The sequence below is a fragment of the Pseudomonas sp. BP11-1-1 genome, assembly GCF_052112105.1.
Taxonomy (GTDB): Bacteria; Pseudomonadota; Gammaproteobacteria; order Pseudomonadales; family Pseudomonadaceae; genus Aquipseudomonas; species Aquipseudomonas alvandae.
Map to the genome: position 1 here is coordinate 47,169 of NZ_JAUTYU010000018.1, position 12,744 is coordinate 59,912.

Consider the following 12,744-nt stretch of genomic DNA (forward strand, 5'->3'; position numbering starts at 1 on the left):
TTTTGTCGGAGCGAACCTGTAACGAATGGACGCGTCCCTGCACGAAAGTGCGGACGCTGTGCTTGCTGCTCGAGTGCGTTCAATGATCGAACGACATCCCGGACGAAGCACAAGAGGACTCGCCGGGTGACGAGAAATCTTGTTCCCTACGCAGGCGCTAACCTGATCAGGTTCAACGGGATCCGAAATTATTCGATCTCAGCCTCATAGCAAGGCACCCCGACAAGAACCCGGCCAGTCTAGACACAACCGGCGCAGAACGCCATCGCCCGGGCAAAAGCCGTGATGAATGGCACAAATACAGGATTGTTGCCGTGCGTAGGCGCAACTACACTCGCTACGCCGCGCGCCTGTTATGCGCATTCAATTTGAACGTAGGGATCGCCTCATGCTGCGCAAACTCTCACTGGCCCTTGCCGTGTCTTGTGCGTCCAATGGAATGGCCTGGGCCGCCGAAGCACCGTTATCCAACAAGACCGACCTGGTCAGCGTGTACCAGGAAGCGGTGGACAACAACGCTGACCTGGCCGCCGCCCGCGCCCAATATGGCGCCCAGAAGGAAGTGGTGCCCCAGGCCCGCGCCGGGCTGCTGCCCAACCTGTCGGCCGGCGCCGACCTGAACAACACCCGCACCGAGCTCGACCAACCGGCGATGACCGCCACGCGCAGCTCCACGGTCTACCAGGCCACGCTGTCCCAGCCGATCTTCCGCGCCGACCGCTGGTTCCAGCTGCAGGCGGCCAAATCAGTCAACGAACAAGCGTCGCTGCAACTGTCCGCCACCGAACAGAACCTGATCCTGCAAAGCGCCGAAGCCTATTTCAACGTGCTGCGCAGCCAGGACAACCTGGCCTCGACCAAGGCCGAGGAAGCCGCGTTCAAGCGCCAGCTCGACCAGTCCAACGAACGTTTCGACGTGGGCCTGTCGGACAAGACCGACGTGCTGCAATCCCAGGCCAGCTACGACACCGCGCGGGCCAACCGGATCATCGCCCAGCGCCAGGTCGAAGATGCCTTCGAAGCGCTGATCACCCTGACCAACCGCCAGTACAATTCGATCCAGGGCGTCGTCCACACCCTGCCGATCCTGCCGCCGGCGCCGAACGACGCCAAGGCCTGGGTCGACACCGCCGCCAAGCAGAACCTCAATCTGCTGGCGAGCAACTATGCCGTCGATGCTGCCGAAGACACCTTGCGCCAGCGCAAGGCCGGCCACGCGCCGACCCTCGACGCAATCGCCCAATACAGGAAAGGTGACAACGACGGCCTCGGTTTCACCAACCCGAGCCCCACCGGCCAGCGCTACGGTGGCGATGCCGAGCAACGCACCATCGGCCTGCAATTGAGCATCCCGATCTACAGCGGCGGACTGACCAGCTCCCAGGTGCGCGAGTCCTATTCGCAACTCACCCAGACCGAGCAGCAACGCGAAGGCCTGCGCCGCCAGGTGGTGGAAAACACCCGCAACCTGCACCGCGCGGTGAACACCGATGTGGAACAAGTCCAGGCCCGGCGCCAGTCGATCATCTCCAACCAGAGCGCGGTGGATGCCACGGAGATCGGCTATCAGGTGGGCACTCGCAACATCGTCGATGTGCTCGACGCCCAGCGCCAGCTGTACACCTCGGTGCGCGACTACAACAACGCCCGCTATGACTACATCCTGGATAACCTGCGCCTCAAGCAAGCCGCCGGGACGTTGAGCCCGGAAGATCTGCAAGCCCTGTCCCGTTACCTCAAGCCCGATTACAACCCGGACAAGGACTTCCTGCCGCCGGACCTGGCACAGGCTGCGGCAGAGCAGTTGCGTTCGCGGCCGACGCAATAATCTACCGCCACCCGCTAACGACAGCTCACCTTTTGTGGCGAGGGGATTTATCCCCGCTGGGGTGCGAAGCACCCCCCATTCAAACGGCCTGACACAAATGTGCCGTCAGGTTTTGGGGCTGCTGCGCAGCCCAGCGGGGATAAATCCCCTCGCCACAGATAAATCCCTGCCATAGATGCAGGACTCGCGCTCAGTCGAGCAACCGCCCCAACCCATCCAGCAATCGCTGCAACGCACCCTGGTTGCGGCGCATCACCACCAATCCCGCCTCGGCCATGCGCTGGGCGTCCCGAGGCAACTCGAACAGGCGCTGAACCGCCAGGGCCAGGCTTTCAGCATCTTCCACCTCCGCCAGAGCCCCGGCCACACGCAGTTGCGCGGCGATTTCGAGAAAGTTGAACAAGTGCGGCCCGCTGAGCACCGGTTTTGCCAGTGCCGCCGGTTCGAGCAGGTTGTGCCCGCCGTTGGGCACCAGGCTGCCGCCGACAAATGCGCTGTCGGCCAACGCATAGAGAAACAGCAGCTCGCCCATGGTATCGCCCAGCAATACCGAGGTCTGCGGGCCGACCGGCTGAGCACTGGAACGCCGGACCGTGGCAAAACCCTCGCGCTCGCACAATTGCGCCACTGAATCGAATCGCTCCGGATGACGCGGCACCAGGATCAGCAGCGCATCGGGATAGCTGTCGAGCAATCGCCGGTGGGCGGTCAATACCACTTCGTCCTCGCCCTCATGGGTGCTGGCGGCGATCCACACCGGGCGCTCCACCGCTTGCCATTGACGGCGCAAGGCGCTGGCGCTTTCGAGCAGTTGCGGGTCGATGGTCAGGTCGAACTTGATGGAGCCCGTGACTTCGACGGTTTCCGCCCTGGCACCGAGCTGGCGAAAGCGCTCGGCCTCGGCTTCGGTCTGCACCGAGAACAGGTTCATCTCGGCGAGCATCGGCCGGGTCAACTTGGGAAAACGCGCATAACCGCGCGCCGAACGCTCCGACAACCGCGCGTTCGCCAACGCCACGGGAATGCCGCGCCGGGCGCATTGATGGATGTGATTGGGCCACAGTTCGGTTTCCATGATCACCGCCAGTTTCGGCCGGGCCCGGTCGAGGAAACGCTTGGCCGCGCACGGCAAGTCATAAGGCAGATAGCAATGCTGGACGCGCGGTTCATTGGCGAACAACGCCTTGATCCGCTCCGAACCGGTGGGCGTCATGCACGTCACGGTGATCGGGAGCTGTGGATAACGCTGCAACAACGCGCGAATCATCGGCGCGGCGGCGATGCTTTCGCCCACCGACACCGCGTGGACCCAGATGCCGCCCGGCGCCATCGTCGGCAAGCCCCACGAGAACCGCTCGCCGATACGCCGCGCATACGCCGGCGCCTTGCGAGCCCGCAGCCACAGTCGAATCGCTACCAGTGGCAGCCCCAAGTAAAACAACGCGCTATAGAGAGTTCTGTTCATGGCGGCGGAGTTTATCGGTTTTTCAGCCGATCGCCTGCAACTGCACGGCAAAACGTTCCGCCAGCCACCGGGCGGCGGGGCCAAGGGGTTCATCGCGGCGCCAGACCAGCTCCACCACCAGGGCCGGCGGGGTCCATTCGCTGTTGAGTTCGACCATATCCCCCAGGTACGCCGGGTATTGCACGACATGCCGCGGCAACCAGGCCCAGCCCAGGCCACTCCTCAACCACTCGGCCAGCACGTAGAAGCTGTCAGCGCGCCAGACTTGCGGGCTGGCCTGTTCGCTGCCGGGATAGACGCTGGATTGGGTCGCCATCAGCAACTGGCGATGCCGGGCCATTTCCAGGCATGACACATATTCATGGTGCGCCAGCGGATGATTCCGGCCGCACACCGTGACCATCTCCACGCTGCCCAGTACCCGGCGCTCCAACGCCTCGGGGATCTGGTCGTGATAGAACAACAACCCAAGGTCGGCGCGACGTTCCACCAGCTTGCGCGCCACATCGCCTTGGGCGGCGCTGGCCAGCTGTACTTCAAGCGTGGGGAATCGTTCGGCCAGCGCCGCCAGGCTGTCGATGACGGGCTGATAAGGCATGGCTTCGTCCTGGGCCAGGCGCAGCGACGCCTCCTGCCCACGCATCAGGGCCAAGGCCCGGCCGTTGAGGCGCTCGCATTGGCGCAACACTTCCCGGGCCTCCTCAAGCAGCGCCACGCCCGCGTCGGTGAGCTTGGGCTGACGACCGCTGCTGCGTTCGAACAGGCTCACCCCCAAGTCTTCTTCCAACATCGCAATCGCGCTGCTGATGGCTGACTGGGCCTTGCGCTGATCCCGGGCCACGGCGGAGAACGAACGCTTCTCGGCGACGCCGACGAACAGCCGCAGTTGTTCCAGATTCCATTGAGTATTCATGGCGCAACCTATCTCCATTGCAGATAGGTAATGACTTTACCGCATCTGCCCAATCCCTAGAATGGGGCCATCGAACGACGCAACAGTCACAGAGGATTCGCCCATGAACGCCTACTACTACCTCGCCATTGCCATCTGCGCCGAAGTCATCGCCACCGTGTCGATGAAAGCGATCAAGGGCCTCAGCGCGCCACTGCCCTTGCTGCTGGTCATCGTCGGCTACGGCACTGCATTCTGGATGCTGACGCTGGTGGTGCGCACTGTTCCGGTGGGCGTGGCCTATGCGGTCTGGGCCGGCCTGGGGATCGTCATGGTCAGCGTCGCGGCGCTGTTCATCTACGGGCAGAAACTGGACGCGCCGGCGATGCTGGGGATGGCGTTGATCGTGTTGGGGGTGGTGGTGATCCAGCTTTTTTCCAAAACCGCCGGGCACTGAAACCACACGGTTCTTCAAACTCAAACGCATTATTATTGAGTTGGAATGCACTTGTGGCGAGGGGATTTATCCCCGCTGGGCTGCGCAGCCGCCCCAAAAGCAACGAGCTCAATCTGACTGGCACACCGAGTTGTCTGGTTTGGGGGGCTGCTGCGCAGCCCAACGGGGATAAATCCCCTCGCCACAATAGCGTTGCTCGCAAGGTTCCGACATTGATCGCCAACAAATGCCCTCTTCGTCGAGTCTGTATACTGCGCCCTCGTCTTGAATTCTGAGGTCGCTGCATGCCATCCGTTATTTCCACCGACATCCTGATTGTCGGCGCCGGAGTCGCCGGCCTCTGGCTGAATGCGCGCTTGCGCCGCCAGGGGTTTTCAACCGTGCTGGTGGAAAGCGCCAGCCTCGGCGGCGGGCAGAGTGTCAAATCCCAGGGCATCATCCACGGCGGCGCCAAGTACGCCTTGCATGGCGCCCTGACCGGCGCCTCGGAAGCCATTGCCGACATGCCACGCCGCTGGCGCGAGGCCTTGAAGGGTGATGGCGAGCTGGACCTGGCGGGCGTACGCATGCTGTCCGATGCCCATTACCTCTGGTCCCCCGGAACCCTGGCAGGCAACCTCACCAGCTTCTTCGCCAGCAAGGCTGTGCGCGGACGCGTTGACCAGGTCAAGGGCGAGCAACTGCCGCCCGCCCTGCAAGACAAGCGTTTCAAGGGCAAGGTCTATCGCCTGTCCGAATTGGTCGTGGACGTCCCCAGCCTGATCGCCCGCCTGGCGGAACTGGCCGGTGACAGCCTGCTGGCCGGCCAGCATATCGAGCCGCTGCATGAAGAAGGCAAACTGATCGGACTGAAGGTCGACGGTCGTGAAATCCGCGCCCAGCGTATTGTCCTCAGTGCCGGCGGTGGCACCGCTGACCTCCTCAAGGCCCTGGGCCTGGACCAGCCGGCCATGCAGACCCGACCGCTGCACATGGTCCTGGCCAAGGGACCAGGCCTCAAGCCGCTGTATGCCCATTGCCTGGGCGGCGGACCGAAGCCGCGCGTCACCGTGACCACCCATCCCGCCGCTGACGGCCAATGGGTCTGGTACATGGGCGGCGACCTCGCCGAAGGCGACGCCGTCGCCCGTGAACCGGCCGCGCAGATTGCCGTCGCCCAGAAGGAACTCGGCCAACTGCTGCCGTGGATCGACCTCAGCACCGCGCAATGGGCCACGTTGCGAGTCGCTCGCGCCGAACCGCTGCAATCGGGCCTGACCCGCCCCGACAATGCTTTCGTCGCCGAACAGGATCGCCTCTTGGTGGGCTGGCCAACCAAGTTGGCACTGGCTCCGGACTTTTCCGATCGAGTGATCGCAGCACTGCAACGCGACGGCATCCAGCCAAGCCACGCCGCCCCGCTGCCGGACCTGCCCAAACCGCCCATGGGCATACCAGCCTGGGAGCAACTGTTGCCATGAGCCAACCGACCCTGCATGACTTGCATCGCCCGCTGGGCCACAACGGCCCGAAGGTGTCGCCCCTGGGCCTGGGCACGGTCAAGCTCGGCCGCGACCAGGGCGTCAAATACCCCAACGGTTTTCGCATTCCCGATGACGACGAAGCACGCATGTTGCTCAAGTTGGCGCGCGACCTGGGCATCAACCTGATCGACACCGCGCCGGCCTATGGCCGCAGCGAAGAGCGCCTCGGCCCGCTGCTGCGCGGCCAGCGTCAGGACTGGGTGATTGTCAGCAAGGTCGGCGAGGAGTTCAGCGACGGCCAGTCGCGCCATGACTTCAGCGCCAGCCATACGCGGTTCTCGGTGGAACGCAGCCTCAAGCGCCTGGAAACGGACTACATCGACCTGGTGCTGGTGCATTCGGACGGCAATGATCTGTCGATCCTCAACGACAGCGATGTCTATCCGACCCTGGCGGCACTCAAGCGCGAGGGCAAGATCGGTGGTTTCGGTTTTTCCGGCAAGACCGTCGACGGCGGCTTGAAAGCCCTGGAGCAAGGCGACTGCGCGATGGTCACCTACAATCTGAACGAACGAAGCGAAAAGGCTGTCATTGACTACGCAAGCGAGCACGGCAAGGCGATCCTGGTGAAAAAAGCCCTGGCCAGCGGTCACGTCTGCCTGAGCCCCGGAGAGGACCCGGTCCGTGCCAGCTTCGAACTGTTGTTCGAGCATCCAGGGGTTGCCAGTGCTATTGTCGGCACCATTGATCCGCTGCACCTCGCCCATAACGTTGCGACCGTAGCCAACGTCCTACGTCAAAACTGAAGCCGCCCTGCGCGGCATCAAGCAGGAGCTGACATGCCGCGTACGCTCATCAGGAAAAATCCAAGCAACTTCAAGACCCTGCCCCTGTTCGTCGAAGCGACACCCGAAGGCCTGACCTACCAGAGCATCGGAATGCCGTTGAATTTCGCCCAGACCTTACAGCGTCGCCGCCCTGTAGCGGTGGCCGATGCGGAACGTTTTTCCCTCGAACTGGCGAACCTGGGCGTCTCGGTGCGCCTGACCTTGCATTGGCAGAACCGCGAATATTGGGTACTGGTGCGCCAGCGTCGCCAAGATCGCGGCGACGTGGTACTCAAGCTGATCTCCGGTTACGTCCCCGCCCATGAGTTGAACCTGCCGCTGCTCACCGCCATCAACGAAATAGCCGAAGAATGCCTGCTGGAAACACCGGAAGGTTGGCTCGGCGGACGCTTCAACGACACCTGGCTGCCCGCGCCTTATTCGAGTGCGCTGCATTATCGCGAAGCCTTGCCGTTTCGCCTGGCTCCGCTATCCGGCTCGGCCCGCCCGGTGCGCTGCGCCAACCTGCAACTGATCGAACGCCCACGGGCCTATGTGCATTTGCCGACGGCATCGCTGCAACTGATTTATGACTTGCGCCTGGACGTGCCCAAGGAAGCCAAGTCCCTGAGCCTGTTTCATGTCGATGAACGATTGGAAGGCGATCAACTGGTGGCGCGCCTGGACCGCAAGCGCCCCGATCTGTACCTGATGCCACTTGAAAACGGCAAGCCGATCGGTGAGCTCTACACCCTTAAACGTGATCGTCTGGTTGCGGCAAGCACCCGGGGCCTGCACTTGGCCGAAAGCTTCGCCAGCCAGGAGGGTTGGGTGGTACGCGACGAACGCATCCGCTGGAAGGATTGGCTCGTGAAACAGGGCTTGGAAGTACACACGCCTCGTCGCCAAGGCCTGACCAACTTGCACAAGAAGGCCATGGGCCTGATGCGCATGGTTCGCGGGACGCTGCATAAATAACGTCAAGCGGAGCGTCGTTTATCCCAATACGTCCGCCACTGCGCAAACAGGTGGAAATAACGGTTCTCTCGCTTCCCCATGCCGCGCTTGGGCGAGAATGATTCTTCGGCGAAGGTCCCATCGATTCGTACCCGTGATGCCGTGGTCGCCAGTGTGCAGACTTTCACCTGTGCTTGTTGCAACGCGTATTTGAGCAGCCGTTCGGAATGCAGTTTCCTGCCCGTAGCCTTGCAAAAATCGAAAATGCGTTCGATCCGCTTGCCATAGGCCCGGTAGGCATCGCGCCCACACACAGCAAAGCGGTCATTCAAGCCTCCCCACCATTGCCAATCCGGTATGTAGGCATTCAATCGGCGCGCGTCGGGGTGGGCAAAAATATAAGCGGGCAGCGCTGTATGGTAGAAGTTGTCGGGACGCACAAACACGACGAAATCCGGATCGAACGGCTCCATCATGGCAGTCACGGTATTCAAGGAATTGAGCTGGTAGATCAGATTCCTGAGCGACGCATGCTCATCTCCCCAGGTATCGCCCAAGGCCTTGACCCGCTCGAAGTCCCAACGCTCCAGGACACCTTCGGTGGACTCCAGGCGACCGGTCATGGTGGTGAACGGTGCGTAGTTGTCCGCTTTCAGTTCACCTTGCTCCCCCGAGCGCGGATTGCGGACTTCATCAATTTTGTACAGGTGATAAAAACACCGCACTTCGCTCCCGGCAGGAATCTGTGCCAGGGCGTTTTCTTGAATGGAGGGGAAACAGATTTCCGAGTTTCTCGGAATACCAAAAAAAGCCAGCGCAACTTTCAACACGCGTCCTGCCCTTGTCGTTAAAAAGAATTGCCCGGCGGCATCGCATCAAGCGACTCGTCATGCCAATGCGACTCAAGGCCGACGAAACCACCTTTGCCACCAACGGCAGCGTTGCAACGGCACAACGGTTACATCGGCCCCGAGCAGCCACTGTCGCTCGTACTCCCAAGCGTGCCCGCTCCAGAACTTTCCCGCTTCGTTGGAGAAACCCAAGGTGAAGATTTGATAGTTATAACCCGCATGGCCGCGCAACCAATCGAACAGCACCAGCGCGTTGAAGCCCGTCGAAGGGCCTACATAGCGCTTGCCACCCTCCCGGTCGACCGGGTAGTTCCACAAAGGGGGTAATGGCATGCGCTCCCAATACAAGGTCACGCCCGGTAGTGGCGACATATTCCCGGTGCACCCCACCAACATTGTGAAACAACGTGCGTCGGGCAAGCCGAACAATCGCTGCACCTCGGCGTTGTAGGGCAGGCCGAAGAAATAAGCGTCGGGGGCATTGAAGCCATGGACGAACACATTAACGCTGTGCGGACGGAGCAGTGCCGACTTCACGCAGGTATTGAACGTCACGACCACGTCGTCACTGCCGATGTCGAGTGCCTGGAAGTCAGCCGCGGTGATGGCTGGGTTATTCGCCACCAGCACCACCCGCGCGGCCCTTTCCAAGCAATTCTTCAACGCCTGGGGCAAGGCCCCCATCAGTGATTGATGACCGCCAGGCAATTTGTCGAGCGCCATTTCGTCATTGATTCGAGGAACCCGATCCGCCATGTCGCTTACCCCGGCACCTTCATGCCATAGCGCAGCTTGACCCATCCGCGAGTGAGCGCCGATGGGGCTTGCCAGGGACGCATATCACGCTGGATTTCCTCGGCCAAGGCCTGCCCGACGCGCGCAAACGAATAGCGACGCTCGGCGAAGGCTTGGCCATTGCGGGCGATTCGCGCGGCCAGTTCCGGATCACGCTGCAGCATTTCGAGTTTCTCCACCGCCTCAGCTTCGGAGCGATAGAAGACGGTGTTTTCCATGTCCTCGAAGCCCAGCAATCTGTCTTCCTCGCCCTGGCTCCAAGCCAACAGCACGCAACCACAGGCCATGGCCTCGAAGTTCTTGATCATGAACTCCCCCATGCCCAGGTCGGCGCTGACAAAAATCTTGATGCGATTGAGTGTCTCCAGATACTCGCGGCCTGACTGAGTACGCGTCACCAGCATACCGGTGCGTTGAGCCAAGGCTTCAAGCAACGCTCGGCGTCGCGCATATTCAGTGCTTTTGAGGCTGCCGAGAAAACCAATGGGAATATCCCGTACGCTGCCGGTGTTGTGCAGCATCTGTTCGTCATAACCTTTGGAAACGAACACAGCATCGATGTTCTCGGCTTGCATCCGTCGCGCCACCAGCGCCCCTGACACCAAGGCACGGCAACTGGGCAAGCGGCGGTATAGGCGCGAATAAACGCCGTAGTATTTACTTTCGCGCATGTAGTTCTGATAAGCGTCGTGTTCGAGGAAGATCAGTCCCGGAATGCACTTCAATACGCTAAGTTGCGGGGCGAGGCGTTTGACCCGCGAAAAGATCACCACCCGGTCGAAATCCTGATAATTGGCCGAGACAAGGAATCGGCCAAGCTTCTTTTGCTGCTGCTTGGTCAAGCGATAGAGGGAGCAGTCGTTGCAGTTTTCCTGCACGACCTGATACAGGCGGTCGAGAATCACACGCTGTTCAGCCATCACCAGAAGCATGACTTTCATAAGTTAATAAGCCAAAGACTGAAACAACCAGAGCCGGGGGGGCAAGCTCGACCCCAATGGTCGAAACTTGCCATGTAGGACCTCCCGGAAGGCAAGAAGATTCAGTGGCTGCGAATCTTCTCGACAATAGCCGTTGTCGAACTGTTTTCCACCAGTCCCAATACCTTCACGGTGCCACCGTAGGCCGTGACGATGTTCGCACCCACGACCTGATCAATCCCATAGTCACCGCCCTTGACCAGCACATCCGGCTTGACCTGGGACAGCAGGTTTTCCGGCGTGCCTTCGCTGAAGCTGATCACCCAGTCCACCGCGCCAAGGCCGGCCAGGACCGCCATGCGTCGGTCGACGCTGTTGATTGGGCGCCCCGGTCCCTTCAGGCGACTCACGGATGCATCGTCATTGACCGCGACGATCAAGCGATCGCCCTGTGCCCTGGCTTGTTCGAGATAGGTCACGTGGCCTGCATGGAGAATATCGAAGCAACCGTTGGTGAACACGATTCTTTCGTTGTGGGCACGGGCGTCGTCAACCGCCAGCAGCAGTTGCTCAAGACCCAACACACCCCGCTCGGACCCTTCTTCACGTTGAATGGCGCGACGCAGCTCAGGCGCGCTGATAGCAGCCGTACCGAGTTTACCGACAACGATACCGGCGGCCAGGTTCGCCAGGGCTACTGCATGGGGCAGTTCTTCGCCGGCAGCGATGGCGGCCGCGAGCGTGGAAATCACGGTGTCGCCGGCGCCCGTCACGTCAAACACTTCACGGGCTCGGGCCGGCAAGTGCAGAGCCGGGTGATCAGGCCGTAGCAGCGTCATGCCATGCTCGCCTCGGGTGACCAGCAACGCCCCCAGTTCGAGGTCGTGCATCAACTGCGCGCCCTTGCTCACCAACTCGTGTTCATCAGCGCAACCGCCGACGATGGCCTCGAACTCGCTGAGGTTCGGCGTGATCAGGCTGGCGCCACGATAAATGGAAAAGTCCTTGCCCTTGGGATCGGCCAACACCGGAATGCCACGGGCACGAGCAGCCTGGATCAGCACCTGATGGTTCTTCAACGCACCTTTGCCGTAGTCCGACAACACCAGGACCTTGATCCCTTCGAGCAGGCTATCGACCTCGGCACCGAGGGACAGCGGATCGGTGGCGAACGGTTCTTCGAAATCGATGCGCAGCAATTGCTGGTGACGACTGATGACTCGGAGCTTGACGATGGTTGGCTGATGCGCAATGCGCTGGAAAATCGCCCGAACACCCGCGCCCTTGAGGCTGTTGGCCAGGCTCTCGGCAGCCTCGTCATCACCGGTCACGCCCACCAACGACGCCGGCGCACCGAGTGCGGCGATGTTCAGGGCAACGTTGGCGGCACCGCCGGGGCGATCCTCGATGTGCTCGACCCTGACCACCGGTACCGGGGCCTCGGGGGAAATCCGTGATGTACCGCCATGCCAGTAGCGGTCGAGCATGACATCGCCGACCACCAATACAGGGGCTTGATCGAATCGCGGCATGGACAACTTCATGGAGCATTCCACATACAAAATGAACAGGGCGGGGATATTAGCACAGGGCTGGAGAAGGCTCGTCCATGGCTGTAGCCGGATGTGACAGATTGTTGGGTCAGGGCTGTACCGATGCCCATAACCGCTCGCAAGCCTCGCTCAGTTCCAGGTCGCCGGTGTCGATATCGCAATCAGGTGCCACCGGAGCTTCATATGGGCTGTCGAGGCCAGTGAAATTTTTCAGCCGTCCGGCACGCGCCTCTCGATAGAGGCCCTTGGGGTCACGCCGAGCACACACCTCGAAGGGGGTGCTGACATAGACTTCAAAGAAGGATCCCTCAGGAAACAAATGTCGCGCGGCCTCACGATCGGCTCGATAGGGCGAAATGGCCGCGACAATAACAACCAGCCCGGCGTCCACCATCAGCCGCGCGACTTCGGCGATGCGTCGGATATTTTCCTTGCGCGCTTCAGGCGTCATGCCGAGGTCGCTGCACAACCCCTGGCGCAGGTTGTCACCGTCAAGCAGGCAGGTGTGAAAGCCCTGCTCGTGCAACCGCACATCCAATGCATTGGCCAGGGTCGACTTCCCTGCCCCGGAAAGGCCAGTCAACCAGATGCATCGCGGTTGTTGGAATTTGATCGCGGCCCGAGCCTGCGGGGAGATCGTCAACGCGTGAGCCGGATTCTGTTTTTGAATGGACGCCGTTTTTGACATTCGTTCCATGAATCAAGCACCTCCCGTACTTACCGATTGCTCAGAAGT

Annotated in this window: 12 protein-coding genes and 1 riboswitch; of the genes, 5 read left to right on the top strand and 7 right to left on the bottom strand. The window is 61.3% G+C overall.

Going from position 1 to position 12,744, the window contains the following annotated elements:
* Positions 1-126: 126 nt before the first annotated feature.
* A riboswitch (TPP riboswitch) is annotated at positions 127-232 on the bottom strand.
* A gap of 156 nt (positions 233-388) precedes the next feature.
* On the top strand, positions 389-1,828 hold the full coding sequence (locus tag Q7C33_RS24185) for a TolC family outer membrane protein (RefSeq protein WP_030140189.1): 1,440 nt from the start codon (positions 389-391) through the stop codon (positions 1,826-1,828).
* A 190-nt stretch (positions 1,829-2,018) separates the two neighbouring features.
* Here Q7C33_RS24185 and waaA read toward each other — a convergent pair whose 3' ends face one another.
* Both waaA and Q7C33_RS24195 read right to left on the bottom strand, forming a co-directional pair.
* Positions 2,019-3,293, bottom strand: coding sequence for a lipid IV(A) 3-deoxy-D-manno-octulosonic acid transferase (gene waaA / locus Q7C33_RS24190; protein WP_407684277.1), 1,275 nt, complete (start codon positions 3,291-3,293; stop codon positions 2,019-2,021).
* 22 nt (positions 3,294-3,315) lie between these two features.
* A complete protein-coding gene (locus tag Q7C33_RS24195; RefSeq protein ID WP_030140191.1) occupies positions 3,316-4,206 on the bottom strand; it encodes a LysR family transcriptional regulator in 891 nt (296 codons plus the stop codon).
* 103 nt (positions 4,207-4,309) lie between these two features.
* On the opposite strand from Q7C33_RS24195, the gene Q7C33_RS24200 reads away from it, so the two are divergent.
* The 4 genes from Q7C33_RS24200 (at position 4,310) to Q7C33_RS24215 (ending at position 7,910) form a co-directional block, all read left to right on the top strand.
* Entirely contained in the window at positions 4,310-4,642 is a 333-nt protein-coding gene (locus Q7C33_RS24200; protein WP_030140192.1) for a DMT family transporter, read from the top strand.
* Between the two features lie 284 nt (positions 4,643-4,926).
* Positions 4,927-6,102, top strand: coding sequence for an NAD(P)/FAD-dependent oxidoreductase (locus Q7C33_RS24205; protein WP_030140193.1), 1,176 nt, complete (start codon positions 4,927-4,929; stop codon positions 6,100-6,102).
* Positions 6,099-6,911, top strand: coding sequence for an aldo/keto reductase (locus Q7C33_RS24210; RefSeq protein ID WP_030140194.1), 813 nt, complete (start codon positions 6,099-6,101; stop codon positions 6,909-6,911). Before Q7C33_RS24205 ends, Q7C33_RS24210 begins: the two co-directional genes overlap by 4 nt.
* Positions 6,912-6,944: 33 nt before the next feature.
* Positions 6,945-7,910 (top strand): hypothetical protein, encoded by a 966-nt coding sequence (locus Q7C33_RS24215; RefSeq protein WP_030140195.1) that lies wholly within the window; start codon positions 6,945-6,947, stop codon positions 7,908-7,910.
* Between the two features lie 2 nt (positions 7,911-7,912).
* On the opposite strand, the gene Q7C33_RS24220 is transcribed toward Q7C33_RS24215, so the two are convergent.
* The 5 genes from Q7C33_RS24220 to cysC all read right to left on the bottom strand — a co-directional run bounded on the left by Q7C33_RS24220 (position 7,913) and on the right by cysC (position 12,696).
* A complete protein-coding gene (locus tag Q7C33_RS24220; protein WP_407684278.1) occupies positions 7,913-8,719 on the bottom strand; it encodes a hypothetical protein in 807 nt (268 codons plus the stop codon).
* A gap of 72 nt (positions 8,720-8,791) precedes the next feature.
* Entirely contained in the window at positions 8,792-9,496 is a 705-nt protein-coding gene (locus Q7C33_RS24225; protein ID WP_030140197.1) for a hypothetical protein, read from the bottom strand.
* Positions 9,497-9,501: 5 nt separating this feature from the next.
* The gene (locus Q7C33_RS24230) at positions 9,502-10,476 is read right to left on the bottom strand and encodes a glycosyltransferase (protein ID WP_407684279.1); all 975 of its coding nucleotides are present in this window, start codon (positions 10,474-10,476) and stop codon (positions 9,502-9,504) included.
* Positions 10,477-10,577: 101 nt separating this feature from the next.
* On the bottom strand, positions 10,578-11,999 hold the full coding sequence (hldE, locus tag Q7C33_RS24235) for a bifunctional D-glycero-beta-D-manno-heptose-7-phosphate kinase/D-glycero-beta-D-manno-heptose 1-phosphate adenylyltransferase HldE (RefSeq protein ID WP_030140199.1): 1,422 nt from the start codon (positions 11,997-11,999) through the stop codon (positions 10,578-10,580).
* Between the two features lie 97 nt (positions 12,000-12,096).
* Positions 12,097-12,696, bottom strand: coding sequence for an adenylyl-sulfate kinase (gene cysC, locus Q7C33_RS24240; protein ID WP_030140200.1), 600 nt, complete (start codon positions 12,694-12,696; stop codon positions 12,097-12,099).
* Between the last annotated feature and the right edge of the window lie 48 nt (positions 12,697-12,744).